Annotated in this window: 20 protein-coding genes and 1 pseudogene; 16 read left to right on the forward strand and 5 right to left on the reverse strand. The window is 69.4% G+C overall.

Annotated elements, in window-relative coordinates; translation table 11 throughout:
- Nucleotides 1–98 precede the first annotated feature (98 nt).
- Both ABN028_RS26885 and ABN028_RS26890 read left to right on the forward strand, forming a co-directional pair.
- Nucleotides 99–980: an NAD(P)H-binding protein gene (locus tag ABN028_RS26885; RefSeq protein WP_349698553.1), complete on the forward strand. Its 882-nt coding sequence runs from the start codon at nt 99–101 to the stop codon at nt 978–980.
- 139 nt (nt 981–1,119) lie between these two features.
- Complete coding sequence (locus ABN028_RS26890) at nt 1,120–3,069, forward strand: ABC transporter ATP-binding protein (protein ID WP_349698554.1); 1,950 nt, start codon at nt 1,120–1,122, stop codon at nt 3,067–3,069.
- Nucleotides 3,070–3,128: 59 nt separating this feature from the next.
- Here the strand turns inward: ABN028_RS26890 and ABN028_RS35515 are convergent, their stop codons facing one another.
- Nucleotides 3,129–3,644 carry a zinc finger domain-containing protein gene (locus ABN028_RS35515; protein ID WP_502879216.1) on the reverse strand — a complete coding sequence of 172 codons (516 nt, stop codon included), beginning with the start codon at nt 3,642–3,644 and terminating at the stop codon, nt 3,129–3,131.
- 55 nt (nt 3,645–3,699) lie between these two features.
- Between ABN028_RS35515 and ABN028_RS26895 the strand changes: the two genes are divergently transcribed.
- Together ABN028_RS26895 and ABN028_RS26900 are read left to right on the forward strand one after the other, a co-directional pair.
- Complete coding sequence (locus ABN028_RS26895) at nt 3,700–4,779, forward strand: PCC domain-containing protein (protein ID WP_349698555.1); 1,080 nt, start codon at nt 3,700–3,702, stop codon at nt 4,777–4,779.
- 248 nt (nt 4,780–5,027) lie between these two features.
- On the forward strand, nt 5,028–5,471 hold the full coding sequence (locus ABN028_RS26900; protein WP_349698556.1) for a DUF5990 family protein: 444 nt from the start codon (nt 5,028–5,030) through the stop codon (nt 5,469–5,471).
- 10 nt (nt 5,472–5,481) lie between these two features.
- Here the strand turns inward: ABN028_RS26900 and ABN028_RS26905 are convergent, their stop codons facing one another.
- Together ABN028_RS26905 and ABN028_RS26910 are read right to left on the reverse strand one after the other, a co-directional pair.
- Nucleotides 5,482–5,787, reverse strand: coding sequence for a helix-turn-helix domain-containing protein (locus ABN028_RS26905; RefSeq protein ID WP_349698557.1), 306 nt, complete (start codon nt 5,785–5,787; stop codon nt 5,482–5,484).
- Between the two features lie 237 nt (nt 5,788–6,024).
- A complete protein-coding gene (locus ABN028_RS26910; protein ID WP_349698558.1) occupies nt 6,025–6,315 on the reverse strand; it encodes a hypothetical protein in 291 nt (96 codons plus the stop codon).
- Between the two features lie 342 nt (nt 6,316–6,657).
- Between ABN028_RS26910 and ABN028_RS26915 the strand changes: the two genes are divergently transcribed.
- Nucleotides 6,658–9,330, forward strand: a complete 2,673-nt coding sequence (locus tag ABN028_RS26915) for a glycosyltransferase (protein ID WP_349698559.1) — start codon at nt 6,658–6,660, stop codon at nt 9,328–9,330.
- A gap of 28 nt (nt 9,331–9,358) precedes the next feature.
- Here ABN028_RS26915 and ABN028_RS26920 read toward each other — a convergent pair whose 3' ends face one another.
- On the reverse strand, nt 9,359–10,054 hold the full coding sequence (locus ABN028_RS26920; RefSeq protein WP_349698569.1) for a B3/B4 domain-containing protein: 696 nt from the start codon (nt 10,052–10,054) through the stop codon (nt 9,359–9,361).
- 256 nt (nt 10,055–10,310) lie between these two features.
- Between ABN028_RS26920 and ABN028_RS26925 the strand changes: the two genes are divergently transcribed.
- The 5 genes from ABN028_RS26925 (at nt 10,311) to ABN028_RS26945 (ending at nt 15,847) form a co-directional block, all read left to right on the forward strand.
- Nucleotides 10,311–10,766, forward strand: a complete 456-nt coding sequence (locus tag ABN028_RS26925; protein WP_349698560.1) for a pyridoxamine 5'-phosphate oxidase family protein — start codon at nt 10,311–10,313, stop codon at nt 10,764–10,766.
- A 191-nt stretch (nt 10,767–10,957) separates the two neighbouring features.
- Complete coding sequence (locus ABN028_RS26930) at nt 10,958–11,995, forward strand: autoinducer 2 ABC transporter substrate-binding protein (RefSeq protein ID WP_349698561.1); 1,038 nt, start codon at nt 10,958–10,960, stop codon at nt 11,993–11,995.
- 15 nt (nt 11,996–12,010) lie between these two features.
- Entirely contained in the window at nt 12,011–13,735 is a 1,725-nt protein-coding gene (locus ABN028_RS26935) for a sugar ABC transporter ATP-binding protein (protein ID WP_349698562.1), read from the forward strand.
- 64 nt (nt 13,736–13,799) lie between these two features.
- Complete coding sequence (locus ABN028_RS26940; protein WP_349698563.1) at nt 13,800–14,792, forward strand: ABC transporter permease; 993 nt, start codon at nt 13,800–13,802, stop codon at nt 14,790–14,792.
- Nucleotides 14,789–15,847, forward strand: a complete 1,059-nt coding sequence (locus ABN028_RS26945) for an ABC transporter permease (RefSeq protein WP_349698564.1) — start codon at nt 14,789–14,791, stop codon at nt 15,845–15,847. The genes ABN028_RS26940 and ABN028_RS26945 overlap by 4 nt, the downstream gene beginning before the upstream one ends.
- 33 nt (nt 15,848–15,880) lie before the next feature.
- Here the strand turns inward: ABN028_RS26945 and ABN028_RS26950 are convergent, their stop codons facing one another.
- A complete protein-coding gene (locus ABN028_RS26950; RefSeq protein WP_349698565.1) occupies nt 15,881–18,733 on the reverse strand; it encodes a GAF domain-containing protein in 2,853 nt (950 codons plus the stop codon).
- 178 nt (nt 18,734–18,911) lie between these two features.
- Between ABN028_RS26950 and ABN028_RS26955 the strand changes: the two genes are divergently transcribed.
- The 6 genes and pseudogenes from ABN028_RS26955 (at nt 18,912) to ABN028_RS26980 (ending at nt 25,057) form a co-directional block, all read left to right on the forward strand.
- On the forward strand, nt 18,912–19,553 hold the full coding sequence (locus ABN028_RS26955) for a hypothetical protein (protein ID WP_349698566.1): 642 nt from the start codon (nt 18,912–18,914) through the stop codon (nt 19,551–19,553).
- 18 nt (nt 19,554–19,571) lie between these two features.
- A complete protein-coding gene (locus ABN028_RS26960) occupies nt 19,572–19,799 on the forward strand; it encodes a ribbon-helix-helix protein, CopG family (RefSeq protein ID WP_349330625.1) in 228 nt (75 codons plus the stop codon).
- Nucleotides 19,800–20,302: 503 nt separating this feature from the next.
- Nucleotides 20,303–20,743: pseudogene (locus ABN028_RS26965) on the forward strand (Clp protease N-terminal domain-containing protein); the annotation flags it as partial.
- A gap of 516 nt (nt 20,744–21,259) precedes the next feature.
- Nucleotides 21,260–22,216 carry a hypothetical protein gene (locus ABN028_RS26970; protein WP_349698567.1) on the forward strand — a complete coding sequence of 319 codons (957 nt, stop codon included), beginning with the start codon at nt 21,260–21,262 and terminating at the stop codon, nt 22,214–22,216.
- 341 nt (nt 22,217–22,557) lie between these two features.
- Nucleotides 22,558–24,051: a four-carbon acid sugar kinase family protein gene (locus tag ABN028_RS26975; RefSeq protein WP_349698568.1), complete on the forward strand. Its 1,494-nt coding sequence runs from the start codon at nt 22,558–22,560 to the stop codon at nt 24,049–24,051.
- Between the two features lie 67 nt (nt 24,052–24,118).
- Nucleotides 24,119–25,057, forward strand: coding sequence for an NAD(P)-dependent oxidoreductase (locus tag ABN028_RS26980; protein WP_349332461.1), 939 nt, complete (start codon nt 24,119–24,121; stop codon nt 25,055–25,057).
- The last annotated feature ends 249 nt before the right edge of the window (nt 25,058–25,306 follow it).

Consider the following 25,306-nt stretch of genomic DNA (forward strand, 5'->3'; position numbering starts at 1 on the left):
TGACCTCAAGAATGGTTGAGGTTCTACTGTCGAGGCTGCACGCACGGACGGTTCCGAGCGCGGGTACCAGATCCCGCCAGCGGGGAAGGGCAGGAACGATGACGGCAGACTCCACGATCCTGGTGACGGGCGCGACCGGCAAGGTGGGACGAAACGTCGTCACGCAGCTGCTCGACGCCGGTGTCAGCGTCCGCGCACTGACCCGCCACCCGGACGCTGCCGGGTTGCCGGCCGGCGCGAGTGTCGTGGAGGGTGACCTGTCCGCGCCGGAGACTTTCGCCGGCAGCCTGGAGGGCGTATCGGCGGCGTTCCTGGTCTGGCCGTTCCTCACCGCCGACGCCGCGCCAGGCGTGCTCGAGGCGCTCGTCAAGAATCGAGTCCGCAGGGTCGTCTATCTGTCCGCTTCGGGCGTTCGAAGGGAACGTGCGCGCCAGTCCGACCCCATCACGCAGTTTCACGCCGACCTCGAGCGGCTTATCGAGGACGCCGGACTGGACGGACCGGACGGACCGGAGTGGACCTTCCTGCGGGCTGGAGGGTTCGCGAGCAACGATCTCGGGTGGGCGGTGCAGATCCATGAGGAAGGCGTCGTACGGGCTCCGTTCGGCGACGCCGGCAGGTCGGTCATCCACGAGCGGGACATCGCCGCCGTCGCCGCCCACACGCTGACCCACCCGGACCACCGCGGGAAGACTTACGTCCTGACGGGCCCCGAGACGCTCACCACCCGCGAACGGGTCCGCATCGTCGGTGGCGCCATCGGCCGGTCGCTGCGCTTCGAGGAGATCTCCTCCGAGGACGCCCGGGCCCAGTACCTCGCGGACGGATGGCCGGTGTCGGTGGTCGATGGCATGCTGCACGCCCACGCCGAGATGGTGACGGCACCCGAACAGGTCACCTCAGCGGTCGAAGACCTCACAGGAGCGCCGGCTCTCACCTACCGTCAGTGGGCGATCGACCACGCCGATGACTTTCGCTAGTCCAGGCGGTCAGAGCAGGTACGAGTAGCGAGCAGACCGCCCAGCGGTCCGACAGCAGCGGTCCGACAACAGCCCAGGTAGCAGTAGTCCGAGACCAGCAGTTCGAAGATCAACGCAGAACCCGACAGGTGGAGTACGCATGGACATGGAAGTCACCGCGTGGATGTCGCTTTACCACGCGATGAACGCACAGGACGACCGACGCCCGTTCTCCCGTGCGACGCTGCGCCGGATCGGTGGATTCGCCCGCCCGCACCGTGCCCAGCTGGTGCGGTTCCTGGTGCTCAGCATCGTGACCGCGACGCTGGCGGTGGCGACGCCCGTGCTCGCCGGCCGGGTCGTCAACGCGATCTTCCAGGGCCGGTCGATCACCCTGGTGCTCGGACTGGCCGGCCTCATCGCCGCCATCGCCGTCGCCGAGGCCGGACTCGGGCTGGCGACGCGGTGGCTCTCGGCCCGCATCGGTGAGGGTCTCATCCTCGACCTGCGCACGGCAGTGTTCGACCACGTCCAGCGGATGCCAATCGCGTTCTTCACCCGCACCCGCACCGGCGCCCTCGTCAGCCGGCTCAACAACGACGTCATCGGCGCCCAACGGGCGTTCAGCGACACGCTGTCCGGCGTGGTGAGCAACCTCGTGACACTCGTCCTCACCCTTGTGGTGATGCTCGGGCTGTCGTGGCAGATCACCCTGATCTCTCTCGTACTCCTGCCGGTGTTCGTCCTTCCCGCCCGACGGATGGGCACCCGCCTGGCCCGGCTCGAACGCGAAGCGGCCAACCACAACGCCGCGATGGGTACGCAGATGACGGAGCGGTTCTCAGCACCCGGCGCCACGCTGGTCAAGCTGTTCGGCCGGCCGTCGCGGGAGTCCGCCGAGTTCGCCCAGCGGGCCAGGCGGGTTCGCGACATCGGCGTACGCACGGCCATGGTGCAGACGATCTTCATCACCGCGCTGACCCTCGTCTCCGCCCTCGCGCTCGCCGTGGTCTACGGCGTCGGCGGGTTCTACGCACTGCGCGGACAGCTCGATCCCGGCGCCGTGGTCGCACTCGCCCTGCTGCTCACCCGGCTGTACGCACCGCTCACCGCACTCGCCAGCGCCCGTGTCGAGGTGATGAGCGCCCTGGTGAGCTTCGAGCGGGTCTTCGAGGTCCTCGACCTGAAGCCACTGATCGCGGAGAAGGCCGGCGCGCGGAAGGTGCCCGACGGTCCCGTGTCGGTGGAGTTCGATGGGGTCCACTTCGGTTACCCGTCGGCGGACAAGGTGTCGCTCGCCTCCCTCGAGGAGGTCGCGAAGCTGGACCAGCGCGGCGGTGTCGAGGTGCTGCACGACGTGTCGTTCCGTGCCGAGGCGGGACAGATGGTGGCGCTGGTCGGCTCCTCCGGTGCCGGCAAGTCGACGATCGCGCAGCTCGTCCCGCGGCTCTACGACGTCGAGGAGGGGGCCGTACGCCTGTCAGGGGTGGACGTCCGTGATCTGACCGCCGACTCGATCCGCGACACGCTGGGGATGGTGACCCAGGACGGTCACCTGTTCCATGAGTCCGTACGCGCGAACCTGCTCCTGGCCCGCCCCGAGGCCACCGAGGACGAGGTCTGGGACGTCCTGCGGCGGGCCCGCCTCGACGAGCTCATCACCGCCATGCCCGAGGGGCTCGACACGGTGGTGGGCGAACGCGGCTACCGGCTCTCCGGCGGCGAACGCCAGCGACTGACCATCGCCCGACTCCTGCTTGCCCGGCCACGGGTGGTGATCCTCGACGAGGCGACCGCCCACCTCGACTCGACATCGGAGGCCGCTGTCCAGGCGGCGCTGGGGGAGGCGCTCGCCGGCCGTACCGCCGTGGTGATCGCGCACCGGCTGTCCACGGTCCGTGCGGCCGACCTCATCCTGGTGGTCGAGGAGGGCCGGATCGTGGAGCGCGGTACCCACACCGAGCTGCTCGCGGCGGGAGGGCGGTACGAAGAGCTGTACCGCACCCAGTTCGACCAGCCCAGCTCGCCGAACGGGTCGGCCGTACTCCCTGAGGAGACCGTGCCCGGGGCACCGGCCGCATCGACCGACGGTGCGGCAGTCCTCGGCTAACCGCTCGCCGGCGCCCTGGGGCAGGTTGTCAGGTACCAACGGCCGGGTTCTCTGGCCCACTACAACGACTTGCCTAGGGTGCCCCGTGCTGGCGCACCATAGGTCGGCCCCCAGCAACCGCCGGACAGGTCCCTACGAGTCACGTGCTGAAGGTCCAGTGACGCCAGCACGTTTCCCGCGACCGTTCTGCACCACTCGCCGACGCCGGCATGACACATCGGGCAGATACGAGACAGGACGCGCGCGGTCGTTTCGAGGTCATGGGCGGTATATCCCTGATCCGTGAGGTCGCCTGCCCAGATCCAGTCAAGCCGGCCGGAGTCCAGCGGGTGGATGCCATCGCTCACGAGAACCGCACCGCCGTAGCCACCGAGATGCCCAGTACGAAGAAGACAACGAATAGCCCGAGCCTCCAGCGCATGTCGCCCTTCCTCCGCGTGAAAGACACGGCGACCCGCCTCCGGACCGCCGTGTCCGCTCTTGAGAGTGGCGCAGAGGCCGGGACCGCCCGGGACAGAGCGAGGAGCAGCCAGACCGACTACCGAGCCACGTACCGATGCTTGCCAGACCGACACGCAACCGGAGGAGCATGGCTAGGGGCATCTTCGGCCGCCGGCCTATGCTTGATCCATGTCGGTCGGGGGTCTGATCCGCGACTTGCGCGCTAGCCGAGGATGGTCTCAGGGCCACCTGGCGCTGATGTTGTGCGAGGAGTCCGGCCGCCCGACGCTGACCCACGAGGACGTGAGCAGGTGGGAGCGGGGGAAGGTAATCCCGTCCCGGGCGTGGCTAGAGGCGATAGCTCGTTTGACTGGCGTCTCATCAGATGTTCTGACCGCTGAAGCTAGACTGGACCGCGTGCGGAGCCGTGATTTTCTCTCATTGGCCGCCCTGACGGCGGCTCACGGAAGCCTGGCCGCAGACATGGCGGCTAGCGTCGCCGGCCGCGATGCCGAAGCACTGAAGACCGTCCAGACCACGCACGGATGCGACATGGTTGTGGCTTCGCTCGTCGACTCCCCCGGCGTCGTTCAACTTCGCCGATGGATGTTCGATGGCTCGGAGCCCGTGCTCCGTGTCAACGCCGCCGGCATTCTCGCCAAGCTCCCTGGGCAGGACTCCGCGGCGGACGTGGCACGCGTCCTACAACACGACGACGAGGCCCGAGACCTCTACATGACTGCGGTCCTGTCCCGCGTATGCGCGATGGACTGGACGGACGCGGCACGGTTGGCCGCTGACCCCCTCTCGTTACCCGAGCGCGCTAGCTTCCTTCGCGACTGGCCTCTGAGGTCCTTAACCCGAAGGACTCCGGAGCGCGATGGTGCTCAGCCCGCATCCTCCAGGATCTCGCGCCACAGCTTCGCTAGAGTCCCGCCCATGCACGTCATCGAGGTACGCAACGCTGAACTCCTGGAGACGCTGACGCGGGAGGCCAAGGACCGAGGCATCGCCAGCGGTGCTGTCGTGTCCCTGATCGGCGCGGTCGATAGCTTCACAGTTAGCACGATGCCCGCGGATGACGCGACCAAGGACACACTGACTGACTACGCCCTACCCGCTGAGCTCAGCGGTACGGGCGAGATCACGGATGGCGCCGTCCACGTCCACGCCGTCATGGCTGTGGAGGGCGACCGGGCCATCGCTGGGCACGTCCACCGCGCCAATGTCGGGACGTGGTTTGTGCGCGCGTACGTTCTGCCGAGCTAGGCAATAAGCCCCGCACCGACGGGGTGCTCGCTTCCGCTGGGTCGGCTGATCTGAGGGAGTTGGCGTTCGGCGGCATGGCTGCGGCGTCGTCCGTACAATCGCGGCCATGTCCGGGAGCGACCGGGGGTGGCGATGGCGGCGCGCAAGCGGCTCGCTCGGGCCAGTGCCATCGGTGAGTTCCGCATACCCACGCCACCTGACCGGAGCGACGGCCTTCTTGGCCGGAGTTCGAAACGAGGGCTGCAGCCATGACCGACCTGTCGATCAGAATTCTGGGACGGAACATGCCGAGCGACTGGTGCCGCGCGCACGATGTGCCGCACCTCGGGCTCAGCAAGGCCAAGGAGGTCGTGTCGGTGACGCCCACCACCGAGCCTGCGGCGGCGTTCGAGCTCACGGTCGATGCCGTACGCCGGACCGACGGTCTGGACTATCGCGGTCCGTACGTCTTCGGGCGCAAAGGTGAGCGGTTCCTCTACCTCAACTGGGGCCGGGACACCGACGACGGCTGGACCAGCGTCGCCGGTGGAGGGCGGATCAAGCTGCAGCTCCTGACGATCGAAGAGCCGCTGGTCGAGTCGGCGCTCGAAGGCGGCCGCACGCTCGTCGCCGACCTCGACCTCACCGGCGGGCGCGGCGGGCCGGTGTTCGCGTCGGTCCGCGCGCCGGCGTTGATCTGGCGCGTCGACTGACCGGCTTCCGTTACGTACGCGTACGTCGGGAGTCCACCGCGGAGGTCTGGATCAGGTCGGCCGGGGTGCACTCGAAGATGTCGCACAGCGCGGCGAGGACCGGGAGTGAGAGCCTGGTCGGCGGATGGGTGACGAGCCGCCACGCCGCGACGGCTGAGATGCGGATGCCGCGGGCGGCCAGCGGCGGTTGGAGCTCGGTCGCGGCGACCATGCCGTGGGCGCTCATGAGTCCGCGGAGTCGCCAGCAGTAGCTGACCTGCCGCACGCGGGGTGGCCCGTGGTCACGGTCGGGGGAGTGTCGAACTGTCGTGGCCATGGCGATCACGTGCTCGCGCTCGCGTCGGACGTCACGCCGAATCGCCAGTCCGACAGGAGGACAGTCCGCGGCCTCGGGCCGGAGTACGCGCGGTGTTGGTTGACGACACATCGTCGTCGACGGTCATGGAAGAGGTTCCTTTCAGCTATGCGCGGCGAGGCTTCAACCGGCCACGGTTCGACAGGGGAGTAGGTCACGCGGCCCGGCCGACAAGACGAGTCGACACGCAGGCGGCTGTCACGTAGCGCGTTGATGTCGCCGAACCAGAGCCCCAGCGACCCCGACGAGAAGGTCGAGGACGAAGACCATGATGGCGGCCAGCAGGATGCTCAGAGCACACCACGCCCATCGTGTCGGCCGCGTGGGTAGGTGGAGGGAGCCGGCGAACACCAGTACCAAGCCACCGATCATCGGCAGCGGCGCGACGGATTTCAACTGCTTTTCCGCCAGCAAGGCGTCGAACTCCGCTGTCGTCAGTGCGTCCATCTCCTTGTGCAGCGGGAAGTCTCCATCGTCGGGACGGCCCACCGCAGCATGGTCTTCTGTCCCATGACGAGGGATGTCTGGCGCAGGTGACGGCGCCGGATCACGTGCTGCGGGTTGTCCATCATGATCACGAACATGATCACGAACATGATCACCTTCATGATCGAGGCTGCGTTCGTGAGCAGCTGGCGTCGTTTGTGGGACCCGATGACGGGGAATTTATGAGACGTCCACCTGGGTCGTGCCGGCCGCGCGCACTCGAGGGAACGCATGGTCAGGGTCGCCCGCGCCGCTTGGCGTCGCCTTCAGCCTTATCTGCACGGCCGGCGCAGGTTGTCCGTTTTCCAGTGGCTTGTCATCGTCCTTGCGGTATCAGCGACCTCGGTGGCTCTCACAGGTTTGTTCCGCCATGAATGGACGCTGTTGGTCGGCGGGCTCGTGTCCCTTCATGTCGCCGTTCTCGCGTTGGCTGTCGTTTCCTTTCGAGGCGTGCGGTATCTCATTCGCGCGGGGCGTTCCCGGGCGCCGGCAAGTTTCGCGAAGGCGGCCACGGCGGAAACGCCGTACGGTGCTGTCGGTGGAAGTGTCTGGACCACGGCGATGCTCGCCGAGACCCGTGGGCACCGGGCGATGGAGGAGACCTGCCTGCGCACGGGTTCGACGCAGTTGCGCGACGTCCTCGCATTCGCGGCGACCGGCGGTGAGTACACCTACGCCGAATTCGAGTCCCTGCTCGAGGGTTGTCGCGAACCCGTACGCAGAAAGGCACACCTGCGGATTCTGGAGCGCCTCGACGTCTCCTGGTTGTTGAGCATGGCGCGGGTGACCGCACTGCAACCTGGCTCGAAGCTCGACCAGCTCAACGCGGCGACGATGTATGAAATCGCGGACTGGCTGGACGGGTCGAGCATGTGGAAGCCGGTGCACTGTCTTGTCTATCTGCAACTGATGTTCGAGATGGGTCACCATTCGCGGGTGGACACGCTCATCGATCGGGCGAATCTCGGTCCAGCCGTCCGACCTTATGTCGAGGCCGACCTGGTCAATCCGTTCGCCGGTTCGGTGGTGGGAGACGAGAGGGCCTGGCTCGCCGTCGTCAATGGCCTCCTGGCCCGGGAAGGTCTCGAGCCGATCGAGCTCGCACCCGCGGGCCGTGTCGCTCCGTTCGACCGGTTGTACGCCCGCGCGCGCGAACGCGTGTTCAGTGGTCCGCTCGTCTCCGTGGTGATGACGACGTACTGTCCGGACAACGGGCTCGACGTCGCCGTCCGGTCGATCCTCGAACAGTCGTGGCGGTCCCTCGAGCTGGTGATCGTCGACGACGGCTCACCGCAGGACCGGCAGACCGCACTCGACCGCTGGGAGGGCGTGGACGAACGGATCAAGATCGTTCGCGAGGTCGCCAACCGCGGCACCTATCCCGCCCGCAACACAGGCCTCGACCTCGCCCGCGGGGAGTTCGTGACGTTCCAGGACTCCGACGACTGGTCGCATCCGCGGCGGATCCAGCGCCAGGTCGAGCCGCTCATCGCGCAGGAGCACCTGCTGGCGACGAGGAGTACGTGTGTCCGCGTCTCGGACCAGCTCGAGTTCAACCAGCTCGGCTATCTCCCGACGCGTCCCAACAGCTCCTCGCTGATGTTCCGGCGCGGCGAGGTGACGGATCGCGTCGGCTACTTCGACCCGGTACGCAAGGCGGCGGACTCCGAGCACTTCCAGCGGCTGCTCACCGTGTTCGGTGAACGGGTCACCGACATCGACCCCGCGCCCCTCGCGGTCGTACGACGGCGTACGGCGTCCCTCTCGCGGAGCGACTTCCGCCCGGGCTGGCACGCGCCGGCACGGCGGGCGTACCGGCATGCCTACGCCCACTGGCACCGGGACATCGCGAACGGCGAGGCGAGTCCGTTCGTCATCGCGGGGGGTCTGGCACGTGCCTTTCCGGTGCCGCGCGACTTCAGGTCGCGGCGGGAGACGGGCGCGGTCCGGTACGACGTCGCGTTCGCCGGCGACTGGCGGCAGCACGGCTCGCGGCAACGCGCCTTGCTCGAGGAGGCTCGAGCCCTGTTGGCGCAGGGGTTCCGGGTGGCGGTCGTCCCGCTCGAGGCCATGCGGGGGATGACCGCCGCCATGCTCGGCCCGTGCGAACCGGTGCAGGCGTTCCTCAACGAAGCGACGGTGGACCAGATCGCGCTCGAGGAGGACGCGGACGTCGGAGTGCTCGTCATCGGTGACCCGGAAGTCCTCCAGTTCGCACCGGGCGGACCGGTACGCCTGCGCGCCGAACGGGTGGCGATCATGGTCGACGGGGCGCCGTACGCCTCGGACGGCTCACACCACCGTTACGAGCTGACCCGCAGTGACGCGAACGTCCGGGACCTGTTCGGCAAGGATGCGATCTGGGTTCCGCAGGCAGCGGACCTCCGGCGGCAGCTCGCTCCACTCGCTCCCGCCGACTCCCTGGCCGGGTGGGATCTTCCGCCGTTCGTGGACGCCGACGCGTGGTGGTCGCCGAGGGACTCTGTGCAGAACCCGCGCCCGGTGATCGGGCGCCATGTCGGCGGTGACGCTCTGGAGTGGCCGCGGTCCCGCGAGTCGCTGCTGCGCTGCTATCCGGTCGACGGCGAGAACTCAGGCGTCGACGTCCGCATCCTCGGCGGCGCCGACGTGCCGCTCGGCATCCTCGGCCTGGCAGAGCCGCCGCCGAACTGGGACGTACGCCCGGACGGCGACATCGATCCCAGGCAGTTCCTGGCCGGCATCGACTTCTTCGTCTACTTCCCACATCCGGCCCGCGTCGGCGCGCCCTACCGGGCGATCCTCGAGGCGATGGCGAGTGGTGCCGTGGCCGTCCTCCCGCACGCGTACGCCGAGACGTTCGGCGACGGCGCGCTCTACTGCTTCGCCCGCGACGTCGTGGCGCTGGTCCGGCGGCTCTGCGAGAACCCGACGCTGTACCGGCGCCAGAGCGAGGAAGGGCGGGCCTTCGTACGTTCGCAATCCGGTCAGGAACGCTACGTCCAGGCCATCCGCGACCTGCTCACCGGAACCCCGTAGCTCCCCGTAGTCCGGATGGGTGGGGGGTTCAGGTCGCGACGTGGGCGAGCAGCCGCGATGTCAGGCGTACGTCCGGGCTGGTGGTCCGCAGGGCCTCGGCGAGCGCCGCACCGGCGGCGTGGACGGCATCGTCGTCCATCGGCGCCAGTGCGTCGAGCACGAAAACGGCCCGCGTCGTAGTCCCGGTGAGCCGGGTACGGACGCACTGCCGCCAGTTCCAGCGCCGACAGGTGACGCCCGCGTCGTCGCGCCAGACCACTTCGCCGGGGTTGGGGTGGTCCACGGCGGGCTCGCCCTTGTCAACGGTGTCGAACGACTCCTCGCCCGTCGCCCGGACCAGCCGCAGGGGCCCTTCGTAGTGGTCGATGTCCTCGCCGCCGACCGGCACCGCATCCGCGATCGAGACGGCGTTGTAGGTGTCGGTCAGCCGGTCGATGCGGGGCAGGCCGTCGTCGAGCCGTCGCAGGAGCGCCTCGACGCTGGACCGGGTCCGCTTCGGCTTGGCGCCGAAGGAGCGGAACGCCTCCCGCCACGCGGCGACGTGGAGGTCCCCGTCGACACCACCATCGCCCAGCCGTTGCCGCGCCTTCGCGGTGGCGGCGGCCAGCAGCCGGTCGCTCACGTCGTCGCTGGGCCCGGGGACGAGACCCTCCGCGAGGACGAGGAGTGCGCGGTAGTCCGGACGCAGCGTGTGGACCGCCGGTTCGACGTACGCCTTCGCCAACCAGACTTCGGCGGCGGAACCGACGGCGGAACCGACGGCGGAAGAACCGACGGCGGAAGGATCGCCGACGAGCGAATCGCCAGCGGAAGAGTCGGCGTCTGGGAGTGTGGGCACGGCGCGGGCGCTTCCTCTCGGATCGGGGGCGTCAGACTCCGGCCGACAATAGCGGGCAGCTTCCGAGGCTCAGGCGGTCACGCTCCTGGTCCTCACCACCGCCCTTGACCTGAAGTGCACTTGACGCGCCAGCCTGTCGTGGGTGGACAACCAAGGTGTGAAGGAGACCGCGATGGACATCCTGGAGGGGCTCACGCCCGAGCGGCGAGCGGAGGTCGAGGAGCGACTGCGGGACGACGTCATCGCCTGGTTCACGACCGTGCGCCCGAGCGGACGGCCCGACTGCGTGCCCATCTGGTACCTCTGGACCGGCGACGAGATCCTCATCTACAGCAGGCCGCGCACACCGAAGCTGCGCAATCTCGCAGCCCATCCGTACGTCGCGCTCGGCCTCGACGACACCCGCCTCGGGTGGGACGTGATCCGGCTCGAGGGTGAGGCGGTTGCCGACCCGTCCTACCCGGGCCTCGACACCATTCCGGCGTACGTCGAGAAGTACGGCGACCGACTCGCGGCGATCGGGTATGACAGCCCACGCGCCTTCGCGGCCGACTTCTCGGTGGCCATCGTCGTCACGGTGGCGAAGCTGCGCACCTGACCTGGGGGACCCCGCGGAGCCGAGCGCCCGATTGGACCGCAAGCGGACCGGTTTGTCCGAAAACCTCGCACGGTAGCGGCTTGGTTGCGATCGTGGACCTTGCGCTGCCTGGACCCTGCGCTGCCTGGACCCGGCGTGCCCTGGTGACGGCTGGCCCTTTGACGGCTGATCAGTGGAGGAGATGTCAGACGATGCGTGGACGCAGATCTCGCACGGCGCTGGTGCTGTCCATGGTCGCGGCGCTTGTGATGGCAGCGGCACTGGCCGGGTGTACGAAGAAGACGGACACCACGACCTCCGGGGATTCCGGGGGAGCGGACAAGGTGAGCGTCGCGTTCGTGCCGAAGCTGCAGGGCATCCCGTACTTCGAGGCGATGAACGCCGGCGGCGAGAAGGCCGCGAAGGAGCTCGGCCTGCGCTGGATCTACAAGGGCGGGACGACGGCCGATCCGGGCGCCCAGACCGACATCGTGAAGTCCCTGATCCAGCAGCGGGTGGACGTCCTCGTGGTCGCGCCGAACGACCCGGACTCGCTCGCGCCCGTCCTCCAACAGGCGAAGGACCGTGGCATCCACGTGATGACGTCGGACACCGACGCGCCCAACTCGGTCCGCGAGGTGTTCGTCAACCAGGCCACCGCCGACGGCATCGGCACCGCCATCATCGATTCGCTCGCCGCGGCCATGGGCGAGAAGGGCAAGTTCGCGATCGTGTCCTGCGGACAGACCGCCGCGAACCTGAACTCCTGGATCGAGGTGGAGAAGAAGGTTGCGGCGGAGAAGTACCCGGAGCTCGAACTCGTCGACGTGGTGTACGCCGGTGAGGACGAACCGCGCGCCGTGTCGATGGCGAAGGATCTGATGAACGCCCACCCCGACCTCACCGGGCTGGTCGGCCAGTGCACGTCGTCGGCTCCCGCAGTGGCCAAGGCGGTACGCGAGAACGGCAGGATCGGCAAGGTCTTCACCGTCGGGCTCGGCACCCCGCAGGGGATGGAGGGCTATCTGGCCGACGGGTCGTCGTCGACCTCGGTGCTCTGGGATGTCGAGCGGCTCGGCTACCTCACCGCCTGGGCCGGGCTGAAGGTGAGCAAGGGCGAGGACCTGTCCGCGACCAGCGAGCTGTCCGACGCGGTGCCGGACGCGCAGTGGTTCCCTGACGACAGGATGCTCCTGCTCGGTGATCCGCTGCTGATCACCAAGGACAACGCCGGCGACTACGACTACTGAACCGGCCGGTACGCCATGGACGCCATCGAGCCGGACCAGGACCCCGCCTTCGACCAGGACCCCGCGTTGGACCAGGAAAGTGGGCATGAGGCCGAACCGGACGAGGCGCTGCTGCGGTTGTCCGGCATCGCCAAGCGCTACGGCGGCGTGCATGCACTGCGCCGCGTCGACTTCGACGTCCGCGGTGGCGAGGTCCACGCACTCGTCGGCGAGAACGGTGCCGGCAAGTCCACCCTGATCAAGATCATTTCTGGAGCCGAACGCGCGGACGCCGGCTCGGTCGTGGTCGACGGCCTACCCCTCGCCGGCGGTAGCACCCAGGCGGCGATTCGTGCCGGCGTGGCGACGGTCTACCAGGAACCGCACCTGTTCGGGGAGCTCACCGTTGCCGAGAACGTCTTCCTGGGAAGGGAGATCCGCCGCGGCGACGCGAGCCCACGTGGCGCCGACCACTGGGGTCGACGGCGTGGCCGGATCGGGCGCGTGGACTGGCCGACGCAGCGGCACCGGGTCACCGAACTCCTGCGGCAGCTCGGTGTCGACCCCGCCATCGCCGGCGTCCGCGTGGCCGACCTCCCGGTGGCCGAGCAGCAGCTGGTGTCGATCGCGAAGGCGTTCGCCCACGACGCCCGCATCCTCATCCTCGACGAGCCGTCCGCGATCGTCACCGGCCGTGAGATCGACGTCCTTTTCGACGTCGTACGCAATCTCCGGGACGCGGGCATGGGGATCATCTACATCAGCCACCGGCTCGACGAGCTGAGCCGGATCAGTGACCGGGTGACGGTGCTGCGCGACGGTCGGGTGGTCGCCAGTCGGTCGACCGAGGACCTGGCGGTGCGCGTGGTCGCCGAGCTGATGGTCGGTCACGAGCTGGCGACAGTCCCCGACGTCGAGGACGAGGAAACCGCGCAGGAGGACGCCGGCCAGGACGGAGGAACGGAGGACGGCGAGCAATCGGCAGCGTCGGCGCCGGTACTGCGGGTCCGTGCGTTGGGTCGGGCCGGGCGCTTCGAGGGCGTCGACCTTTCCGTGGCCGCCGGCGAGATCGTGGCGCTCTACGGTCTCGTCGGTTCCGGCACCGGTGACATCGCCCGGTCGCTGTTCGGCGTCGATCCCGCCGACGAGGGCGAGGTCGCGGTCGCCGGTCGGGTCGTACGCCTGAAGTCTCCACGTGCCGCCGCCCGGGCGGGCATCGCCATGCTGCCCGGAAACCGTTCCGTGCAAGGGATGTTCGCGTCGAAGTCGATCGCGTTCAACCTGTCCAGCGCGCACCTGCGGCACCTGTCCCGGCTGCCCGGCTGGCTCGACCGCGGGCGCGAGAACCGCGTCGCCCGTGAGCTCATCGACCGGCTCCGCATCCGCGCCCGCGGACCGCAGACGCCGGTGGCCGCGCTGTCCGGCGGCAACCAGCAGAAGACGCTGATCGCCCGCCAGCTGGTCCGGTCCCCACAGGTGCTGCTCCTCGAGGAACCGACCCAGGGCGTCGACGTGGGCGCGAAGGAGGAGATCTACGCGATCGTCGCGGAGTTGGCGGCCGCGGGCATGGCGACTGTCGTGGTGTCGAGCGATCTCCTCGAGGTACTGCGGCTCGCCGCCCGGATTCTCGTCGTACGCCAGGGCCGGATCGTGGCGGAGTTCGCCCGGGGCGCACGGCAGGCCGACGTGCTCGCCGCCGCGGTGGGTGCCTTCACCGAGAGCCATGCTCAGCGTGGTCATTTGCCGAGCGTGGACGCATGACGGCGCCCATGGCCGCGGCCATGACGGCACCCATGGCCTGGGCGCCTCGCGAGGGGGTGGACCCATGACGACGGTCGCGGTTCGGCTCCGACCGCGCGCTGCGGCCCGGCGGATCGAAGGTCAGGAGGTCGCGCTCCTTGCCGTGATCGCCGTGTTGTGGTTGGCGCTCGGGTTCGCCACCGACACGTTCTTCACCGGCTCGAACCTGCGGGCGATCCTGTTCAACGTCGCGCCGATCGCCTTGATCGGAATCGGGATGACGGCGGTCATCGTGACGGCCGGCATCGACGTCTCGGTGGGTAGTGCGGTCGCGGTCGTCATGGTCGTGGTCGCCAAGCTGATCCGCGACGTCGGCATCCCGGCGCCGGCCGCGGTGGGCATCGCCGTCGCGCTGGGGGCGTTGCTGGGCCTGGTCAACGGCGGGCTGGTCGCGTTCGGCCGGATCCATCCGATCATCGTGACGTTCGCGACCCTGAACATCTTCCGCTTCGTCGCCCTGCGGATCTTCGACAACCGCCAGGTCACCGGCGTACCGGACACGCTGGCGTTCGCCGGTGGTGGTGCCGCCGGAAGGGTCGCCGGTGTGCCGAACGCCTGGCTCGCCGCCGCGGTCCTCGCCGCCGTGATGTGGTGGTACATGCGGTCGTGGCCGACCGGCCGCCACCTCTACGCGATCGGCGGCAACGCGTTGGCGGCCCGCCTCGTGGGCGTGCGGGTGCGGAGGCGACAGGTCTTCGCGTACGTCCTCACCGGTGCGCTGGTCGGACTGGCCGGCTGCGTCCTCATCGGCAGCGGCGGCCTGGTCAGCCAGAACGCGGGAGAAGGGCTCGAGCTGCAGGTGATCGCGGCCGTCGTCATCGGCGGCACCAGCATCGTCGGCGGGCGTGGCACCGTCCTCGGCACCATGCTCGGCGCTCTCCTCGTCGGCACCGTCACCAGCGCGGTGACCCTCCTCGGCTGGCGCAGCGAGCTGACCACGCTCTTCGTCGGGATCTTCATCCTCGTGGCGGTCGGCGTGGACCTGGTACGCGCCCGGCGGCGGAGGGAGGCACGATGACGCCCGCGGCGACGGCGACGCATCGCCGGCGACACACCTGGCCCGGCCGCCTGGCGGAGTACGTCCTCACCGAACGCGTCGTGCTGTTGACCGTCCTGCTCGTGGTGGTGGCCGGATGGTTCATGGCGCTGGACGCGAACCTCTACCTCGTCGCGCCATACGACGCCGGCTACCTCGCCTCGGCCCTGGAATCCTTAGTACCGCTGTGCCTGTTGGCGCTCGCCGAGCTGCTCGTCATCGTGTCGGGACGCGGCGGGATCGACCTGTCGGTGGGCGCGATCGTCAGCCTGGCGGGGATGGTGTTCGGCTTCTGTGTCGGCGTGTGGGGCCTGCCTCTGCTGACGTCTGTGGCGGTGTGTCTGGCCGTCGGTACGCTGCTGGGCGCTGTCAACGGCTTCTTGACGGCGTACGTCCGCGTGCCGCCGTTGATCGCGACGCTCGCGACCTACTATGCGTACTCCTCGATCGCCCTTGTCAGCAACGACAACGCGCCCATCTCCAACCGGCCGGTGCAGGACCTGTCCGGACTGGGCCGGCCGGTCGAGCTGGGCGGTCTGTTCGTACCCCGCCAGGTCTTCACGATCCTGTTGCCCTGCCTCGTGCTGATGTGGTTGGTGGTCAACCGCGCGACGTACGGCAGGAAGCTCTACGCCGTCGGTACGAACGACGTGGCGGCGACGTTCGCCTCCCTCTCGGTGCCGCGCGTGCGCTTCACGGCCTACGCAGGCGCCGGCCTGCTCGCCGGGATCGTGGCCGTGGTCACGGTGGCCCAGTTCGCGTCCGCGCGGCCGGACGCCGGCACGGTCGGCAACGGCATGGCCCTGCCCGCCATCACCATCGCGGTTCTCGGCGGTGTGGCGATCCAGGGTGGCGTCGGGACGGTCGGCGGTGTGGTCGTCGCCGCGCTGTTGGTGACCTGGCTCAACGCCGGGCTGTTGCTCGCGTTCGAGGGATCCGAAGGCAGCCAGTACCAGCTCCTCGCCTTGGGCGTCGTCCTCGTACTCTCCGCCCTGCTCAACACGTTCACCCTGCGCCGGTACGGCCGGTTGTCGTGAATGTTGCTCCGTGGGCGAGCTGGAGTCCGGGACCTACCCGGCGGAGTCCAACCCGTCGCCGGAGAGCCGTTCGATCGTCCAACGCACTCGGTCGGTCGTGACGTCGAGGTCATCGATCGCCTCGCGTACGCGATCCTGCACCGCTGGCTCGGTGCTCGCCGCGGCGGCGCTGTGCAGGCGAAGCCCCACGGCGAACAGGCGTTGCAGCACGGCGTCGTGCAGGTTGTGGGCGATCAGCTCGTGATCCTCGAGCAGGTGCAGTCGCTCCCTGTCGTCCTGGGCCCGGACCCGCTGGAGGGCGAGGGCGGCGAGGTCGGCGAAGGTCTGCACCTCCTGCGCCTCGTTCCTGGCCGCGCGCTCATCTGCCGAACCGCGACGCCAGCCGGCGAACAACACCCCCATGACCTCCTCCTCGGCGGCCGCGACGAGGGGCATGACCATGCCGAGACCGATCTCCGAGAGGGCCTTCCGCCACTCCGGGGGAGGATCGTGGCCGGCCACGTGAGGGTAGTCGTGGCTGACGATCCGCCGGCCGGTCGCGATGACCCGGGCCACGAGGCCGGCGCGTGGGATCCACGCGTCGGGTGAGACGGGCAGAATGCCCGGGCCGTGGAAGTCCACGACCCGCAGGATCGTGGGTTCGGTGGGGTCGACGACGATGACGCCGGCGAAGTCGGCTCCGGAGACCTCGCGTAGCTCGGAGATCACCAGAGAGACCGCCTCGTCACGGTCGACCTGGCCGATCAGCAGCCGCGCCATCTCCGCGGTCGCCTCGAGCCAGCGTTCACTGCGGTCCTGGCCGCCCTGAACGCGGCCCCGCTGCAACGCGAGCGCGGCCTGGTCGGCGAAGGTCTCCACCAGTGCCACCTCCCGCTTGGCGGAGCGCTCATGGGGAGATCCGCGGCGCCACCCGGCGAACAACGCCCCCAGGACCTCGCCCGATGCGGTCAGCGGAATGATCATGCCCAGCCCGATCGCGGCCAGCCGGTCCGCCATGTCGGGAGGGGGATCGTAGCCCTCCTCCTGGGTGAAGTCCTCGCTCACGAGGGCACGGCCCGACTCGATGGCGTCCGCCACCAGGCCGCCGCCCGAGATCCGATGATGCGAGTAGTGCTGCTCGCCGTACCCCTCGAGGATCAGCAGCGAGGCGCTGTCGTCTGCCCTCGGGTCGGGCAGGATGATGGCGCCGAAGTCGGCGCCGGAGACCTTCCGGAGCAACCGGACCATCCGGCGTAGGGTCACGTCCTGCTCGACCTCACCAGCCAGCCGCCGGGTCAGCTCCGTGCACGCGTCAAGCCAGGCTTGCCGCCGGTCGCGATCCTCGTTCCCGCGGACCCGCTGCAACGACAGGGCCACCTCGGCGGCGAAGGTCTCCATCAGCGGCGCGTCGTTCCTTGCCGTCCGCTCTTCCGGCGATCCCCGCCGCCAACCGACGATGAGTGCACCCAGGATCTCGTGGGGCGTCTTGAGAGGCATGAACATGGTCAGACCGAGCACGGAGAGCGCCTCCCGCCACGCCGGAGGCGGCTGGTAGCGCGGGTCGCGGACGATGTCGGGGGCAATGACCGGCTGGCCCGACTCGAGCACCCCGGCCAGCGGACTCGGGCACGGCACCCTCGTGCCGGACGCATGCTCCAGGCCCAGGCCGTCGATGATGTCGAAGACCACCGTGTCCTGCGGGCCGACGCGATCGGTCAGGGCGACCGCGGCGTAGGCCGCACCGGAGATCTCCCGGATCTTCCGCGTCACCCGGGTCATCACCTCGTGCGGGTCCACCTCGTCGAGCAGCAACCGGGTGATGTCCCCGGCGGCCTCCATCCACCGTTGCTGGCGGCTCCGGATCCGGTGGGTCTCGTGCTGCTGGAGCACGAGAGCGGCCGCGCGTGCGAAGGGGATCGCCAACGTCGACACGCGGGCGGCATCGTCACCCATGGCGGAGTCACGTCGCCACGAGACGAACATCGCCCCGAGTACCTTGCTCGGCGTGGTCAGGGGAAGAAAGAGGCCCGGTCCGAGGACCGACAGCGTTTGCACCCATGCCGCCGGCGGGGTGAAATGTACGTTCTTGCGGATGTCCTCGCTCACGATCGGCCGGCCGGAGTCCATGGCCTCGGCGAGGAAGTGCGTGCGTGGCAGGCGCGCACCGGACATCAGGTCGGCGCCAAGACCAGCGGCGGCTTCGACGATCACCTGCCCCTCCTCGTCCACGGGGTCGACCAACGCGATCACGCTCGTGTCCGCGGCGGCGGCCTCCTTCAGCAGCTCGGCAACACCCTGGAGTCCCTCCTCCCGTCCGATCTCTCCGTGCAGGAGGTGCAACAGCTCCGTGATGGCATCGAGCCAGCGGAGCTGCCGGGGCTGGTTGCTGGTCAGGCTGTCCGTGTCGACGGCGAGTCCAGCGGCTGCCGCGAGGGTCATGACGTTGTGGGCGTCTGTGGGCGAGAACTCCTGCCCCTCGCCTGCTTTCGCCACGTAGAGATATCCGTCCGAACCGTCACGCAGGGAGAACGGGGCACCGAGCAGCCTCGTCATGACCGGATGCTGCGGCGGGACGCTGTGGCCGGCTCGGTGCGCGCAGATGTCGTTGCGCAGCAGTGGTTGTGGCGCGGCCAGGAGGCCCGCGAGGTACGTCTTCGACTCCGGCGTCCCCGGCAGGACGCCGAGCTCCTGCTCGAGAACGCCGACAGAGACGACATCGGTGACGTCATGGTCGGAGTCACCCAGCAGGACCACCCCGAAGCTTGCGCCGGCCAGTTGGCAGGCGGACAGGAGGATTCCCCTGAGAACAGGAACGACCTCATGCCCCGCGGGCCCGTCAAGTCGGCCTTGCGCGAGCATGTGAGAAGCCTTCTGGCCGGGCGCCGTGCCGGCGTCCCTGTTGGCCATCGTCCAATCGTAGAAGGTCTCTGCGGATAGGTCGCGGTCTACATCGAAAGCCTGCTCAACTGCCCAGATTGCATAGGCTGGCGCCCTTCGGCAGGGATCGGTCCGGTCCGGTGGGGATCGGGACTCCAGCTGCAGCGTGGTGGAACTGCCGGGCAGGGCCGAGGGGAGTCGGTGCGAGATGGCGAGGTTCGGGTCGCGAGGGCGGCAATGGCGACGGCTCGCCAGTCCGATCGGGTTCGCGCTTGTTCTGGTCTGCTTTTCGTTCCCCTTTGTCACGGTCTCCTGTGAGGCGGAGACCGGAGTGATGACCGCCGACTACACCGGGTGGGACTTCGTCATCGGTGGCAAGCCGCACATCACGACCGGGAAGCCGGGCGAGGCGGGATCTGATCCGCCCCGGTTGCCGCCGGACCAGCCTTCGCCGGACGAGAACGCCGAGCCCGTCGCGATCCAGGCACTGGCCCTGCTCACTGTCCTCGTCGTCGCCGGCGGCGTCGCCCTGGTTGCCCGGCCGAGGGTCTCACCGCTCGTCCGCGGCGTCGTCGCGTGCGTCGCGGTCGTCCTGCTCATCGCCAACCAGGCCGTCGCTCAGGACCACCTGATCGCCAAGCTGCGGGACTCCGACGTACCGGCCGACGTCGCGGACGGGCTCGTCGACACCCGGTACGGGTTCTCGCTCGCCCTGTCTCTTCTGTTGGCGGTGGCGGGCTACAACGTCGTCGAGATGCGCCTCGAACGCAGGGCCGCGCCCCGGACTCCGCCGCAGGAGGACACCCGCCCACTCCCGCCGGAGAATTGGTCTCCCTCGCCGGATCGATAGCGTGATATCTTGCTATCTATGGTCAAGGCGACAAAGAACATGCTGCTCCGGCTCGATCCCGAGCTGGCGGAGCGACTCCAGGCGATCGCCGAGGTCGAAGGTCGCTCGGTGTCCGACCTCGCCCGCGAAGCGATCGCCGAACTCGTCCAGCAACGCCGCACCGACAAGCGCTTCGCCGCCCTGCTCGAGGAGAGCCTGGCGCGGCACCAGCGCACGCTCGATCTGCTGCGGGAGGACGACGAGTGATCCACCTCGACCTGCCGGCCGCGCTGGCCATCGCCGCACACGTACTCGGGTGCTCGTCCGAGACGATCGTCGAGCTGGCAGACGTCGACGGTGTCGAAGAGACGCTCGTGGATGCGCGAGCACCGCACACCGGAGCAGGCGCCGTACCCGCTGCGGCGAGTCTGCTTGTCGGCCTCGTTCGGCGACGTCCGTACCCGCGGCGCAACCGCCGCATCGCGCTCGCGACGACGCTGCAGTTCCTCGCCCTGAACGGATGGGACCTCGACCTCGACGACGTCGCCGGCGTCAACCGACTCCTCGACTCGATCGCCGCCGGAGCGTCGTCCGAGGACATCACGAAACGGCGCATCGCGCGCGTGGACAACCAGCTTCGCGCGCTGCTGCGGCCACTTCGTACCGGCCGTCCTCGCACGGGCACGGAATCGAGGATGAGTCCGGCCGAGCTGGGCGAGTTCGATCCGCAGGTTCATGCCGTACGGACAACCGAGGGGAGACGTGGCGGGATGTTCGAGAGGTTCACCGACCGCGCAAGGCGGGCAACCGTCCTGGCCCAGGAAGAGGCCCGGATGCTCAACCACAACTACATCGGCACCGAGCACATCCTTCTGGGCCTCACCCACGAGGGCGAGGGCGTGGCCGTCAAGGCGCTCGAGAGCCTCGGCATCACGACGGAAGCCGTCCGTGCCCAGGTCGAGGAGATCGTCGGGCGGGGCAAGCACGCACCGGGCGGGCACATTCCGTTCACGCCACGAGCGAAGAAGGTGCTCGAGCTCGCCCTCCGTGAGTCGATCCAGCTCGGCACCAACTACATCGGCACCGAACATGTTCTGCTCGGCCTGATCCGTGAAGGGGAGGGCGTCGCCATGCAGGCGCTGGTGAAGCTCGGCGTCAGCCTCGACGCCGCCCGCGCGAAGGTCCTCGAGCGCCTCGAGGCCCACCGCGGCACCGTTCCTCCCAGTGGTATGGAAACGGCGCTGGAGACGGCATGGGAGGAAAGTGTTGCCGATATGGTGCGCGAGTCCGTACTCGGGTCCGACAAGCCCGGCGGACGGCGAAACCTGATCCTGCGCGAGACAATGGCGATGCTCGACGACAACGACCGGCTCCGGGCCGAGACAGAACGCCTTGCCTCCGAGGTCTCCCGCCTCCGGGACCTGCTGCGCCGACACGACATCAACCCCGACGCGTAGGGCCTGGCCCGGCCGCACTGGCCGACGCTGCACTGGCCGACGCTGCACTGGCCGACGCGGCACTGGCCGCTGCGGCACCGGCCGACGCTGCACCGGCCGACTCGAGCTACTGCCGGGACCCGGTTCCGTCGGCCTCGGCAATGATCATGCGCGGGAAACCGGTGGTTTCTACCGGCGCTGACCACCGCATTCCCGCGCATGATCATGAGTGCCGGCCGATCCCGCCAACTTGCGACGGAGATGTCGGTGGGCGGAGGGAAGATCATCCGCGTGCCCAGTCCTCCCCACCTTCCGCCCGCGTTGCGTGGCCAACCGTTTCGACTCCTCGATGCGCGGCGGCACGGCCTGTCCGCGGACAGCCTCCGCAGCGGGCGCTTTCGCCGCGTACTTCGATCGGTCTATGTCGGCGCCGACGTGCCGGACACGCTCGGCCTCCGACTCGCGGCCGCCCGGCTGGTCTTGCCGGAGTCCGCCGTGTTCAGCCACCAGACGGCGGCGCAGGTCATGCACCTGCCAATCCCGGGCGTAGGCGTACCTCCTCTGCACGTCGCTCTCCCGCGCCACGAATCCAGGCGGGCTGTCGCCGGCGTCGTGACTCACCAGTCGCCGGCCGTGCCGGCACGGAACTTCGATGGTTTCCCGGTCACCACGCCCGAGCGGACCTTCCTCGATCTCGCCAGCCAACTGTCGCTGGTCGACCTGACCATCCTGGCCGACGCCATGGTGCGACGCGGATTCACGACGACGGAGGCGCTCGCCGATGTCACGGGTTCGGCGACTGGCCGTCGAGGGATCGTGCTCGCCCGGAAAGTCGCCGCCCTGGCACGGCCACGGGTCGACTCTCCGATGGAGACGCGGGTCCGTTTGCTGATCGTCCTCGCCGGGCTGCCATCTCCGGATCCTGGCTCGCCCGTCCTTGACGACGACGGCCAGTGGGTGGCGACAGTCGACTTGCGGTATCGGGCTCAACGCATCGCGATCGAGTACGACGGAGAGCTCCACCACAAACTCCGAGGCAAGTGGCGAAGGGACCTGACCACCCGCGACCTGCTCCGCGAGCTTGGCTGGCGCGTCATCGTGCTGACGTCAGAGGACATCTTTCATTCGCCACACCTCACGCTCCTGCGGATCCGCGACGCCTTGGTGGCACGAGGGGATCCGGGGGTCCCGGCCGAGCTCGACCACGGCTGGGAGACCCACCTCCTCCCTCGTTCCCTGGCAGCCTGACCCGCGAGGAGGAGCTGACGCTTTCATGATCATGCGCGGGAAACCAGGGGTTTCTACCGGCGCTGACCCCGCTTTCTCGCGCATGATCATGGACTCTTCTCTGGTCTCACAACCGTCGCCCGGCGTCGGGAACGTGGCCGCCGGCGCTGGACCGGAGACCCGGCGCTGGACCGGAGACCTGGCGGTGGACGGTGCCGGGCGTGGACGGTGCCGGGCGTGGACGGTGGCGGGCGTGGGTGGTGGCTGGCGGTGGACAGAACCTGGCGCCGGACCCCCGGCGCCGGGACATACTGCCCCTGGACGCGAGCAGACCGGGCGATGCGGGCTGGGAGGCGTAGGGCGTGGCGGCGAGCGGGTCAACCGGCGGGACCATCCCGGCAACACACGGCTTCGCGGACCTCCCACCGCCAAGGATCGAGCCCGGTGCCCGCCAGCGGATCCGCGCCTCACACGCCAAGCACGGCCGCCGGATCGCGGTCATCGACGACGACCCGACCGGCTCGCAGAACATGCACGGCGTCGCCGTGGTGACAGTCCTGGAAGACACCGAGTTCGCCTCGGCGCTCGACGCACCCGGCTCCTGCGCGTTCCTGCTCACCAACAGCCGCAGCATGCCCGAGCCGGAGGCGGCGACGCTGAACGCCGCGATCGGCCGTCGCCTCCACCACCTTGCCGCGCGGCTCGGCGCACCCGTGGAGATCGTCAGCCGCAGCGACTCGACCCTGCGCGGGCACCTCAGGGCCGAGGTCGGTGCCCTGACGGAAGCCCGCCGGGAGGTGACCGGCCGTGGTTACGACGGCGTACTCGTCGTACCCGCCTACTTCGACGCGGGCCGCTGTACGGCCGGCGACGTCCACTGGGCACGGGTCGGCGGGGAGCTCCTGCCCGTCGGCGAGACCGAGTACGCACGGGACGCGACGTTCGGCTACAGCGCGTCGAACCTGTGCGAGTGGGTGGCGGAGAAGAGCGCCGGCACAGTACGCCCGGCAGACGTGCACAGCCTCAGCATCGAGGACATCCGGCTGGGCGGACCGGCGAGGGTCGCAGAAGTCCTGACCGCCGTGAGCGACGGGGCGTTCGTCGTCGTCAACTGCCTCGAGGACGCCGACCTCGACGTGGTCGTCCTCGGACTGCTCGACGCCGAAGCGGCCGGCCGGTCGTTTCTCCACCGCACGGCGCCGTCGTTCGTCCGCGCGCTCACCGGACTCGATCCGCAACCTCCGCTGACATCCGCGCAACTCCGGGATGCCGGGCGCAAGGCCGGCCCGAACGCCACCCATCCCACCGCGACGTCCCACGGTCTCGTGGTCGTCGGCTCCCATGTCGGCCTGACCAGTCGTCAGGTGGCGGCGGCCCGTGGGCGCGGGGGGTTCAAAGAGGTGGAACTGGACGTCACGGCTGTCATCGACCCGACGCGTCGTGACGGCCACGTCGCCACGGTCACCGCGCGGGTGGTCACCGCGCTGCAGAATGCCGACGTCCTCCTCGCCACCAGCCGTACGCTCAGCCGCGGTCACGACGCGCTCTCCAGCCTCGACATCGCCCGCACCGTGTCCGCCGCGGTCGTGGACGTCGTACGCGGTGCGCGGGCAGCCGCCGCGCCGGCGTGGTACGTCGCGAAGGGTGGCATCACGTCCCACGACGTCGCGGTGCGGGCGCTGGAGATCCGCCGCGCCGAGGTGGCCGGCCAACTGTTCGACGGGATGGTGTCGGTGTGGCGGCCGCTGCGGGCCGCACCCGAGGTCATCGAGGTTCCGTACGTCGTCTTCGCCGGCAACGTCGGCGATGAGAACACGCTCGCCGAGGTCGTCGACACCCTGCGCGGGAGCAGGTGAGCCCGCGAACCGCGAAGCCGTAGGAAATGCGCCACACAAGCGCGACGCCACACGAGAAGAGGTGCACATGACAGACGTCGGATGGGTCGGGCTGGGTGCGATGGGGTCACCGATGGCGTCATGCCTGGCGGCGGCGGGGCACCACGTGACGGCGTATGACATCGACCCCGCTCGCGCCGAGGCCCTCGCGGACGCGGGCGTACGCACCGGAACCTCAGCCGCCGCCGTGGCCGACGGGGCGGAGGTGCTGGCGATCATGGTCGCGACGCCAGACCAGGCCGAGTCCGTGCTCTTCGGCAACGGCGACGGCGACGGCGATGTTGCGGGCACGGGCCAGGCCGGCGGCGGCGCGGCAGCGGCACTCGCAGCCGGTTCGGTCGTACTCGTCCTTGCCACGGTCGGCCCCGCGGCGGTGCGGTCGTGGGCACACCGGCTCGCCGAGCGCAAGCGCGGCGTGGAGCTGGTCGACGCACCGGTCTCCGGCGGCACCGCCCGGGCGGCGGCCGGCGAACTCGTCGCGATGGTGAGCGGACCCGAGGCCGCTGTGACCCGCGTACAACCGCTGCTCGACGTCCTCGCCAGCCGGGCGCCCCTCGCCGGTCCGACGGCGGGAGACGGCCAGAAGGTGAAGCTGGTCAACCAGCTGCTTTGCGGCGTACACATTGCGGTCGCGGCTGAGGCGTTGGCGTTTGCCGAGGCGATCGGGCTCGACGCGGGCGCGTGCTGGGAGATCATCCGGCACGGCGCGGCGGCGTCGTTCATCCTCGACGACCGGGGCGAACGCATGCTGCACGGGCCTTTCGACCAGCCCAGGAGCGCGCTGGACATCTTCGTCAAGGACATGGGCCTCGTCACTGACGCGGCACGGGCGGCCGACTACCCGACACCGCTCGCCACCACGGCCGAACAGCTCTACCTCGCGGGCCGTCGGGCAGGGCTCGGCCGACTCGACGACTCGGCCGTGATCGAACTGCTGCGCGGCAAGCACGAAGGGGGCGGCGCCTGACGGGACGGCGCTTGGGACGGCACCAACGGCGTACCCTACGGCGCACCTCAGGCGTGCGATCCTCCCCGGACGGGGAGGAACCTGGCATGACCAGGCAGCTGACCGAACCCCCGGGTGCACCGGCGGGGCCGACCGGCAGGGTCGCCCCGGTCGCCGCGGCGGCGGCGCTCGGCGGCTTTCTCTTCGGTTATGACACAGCTGTCATCAACGGTGCGGTCGGTGCGGTGCGCGACACCTTTGCCGTCAACC

This window comes from Actinopolymorpha sp. B17G11, assembly GCF_040196095.1.
Lineage (GTDB): Bacteria > Actinomycetota > Actinomycetes > Propionibacteriales > Actinopolymorphaceae > Thermasporomyces.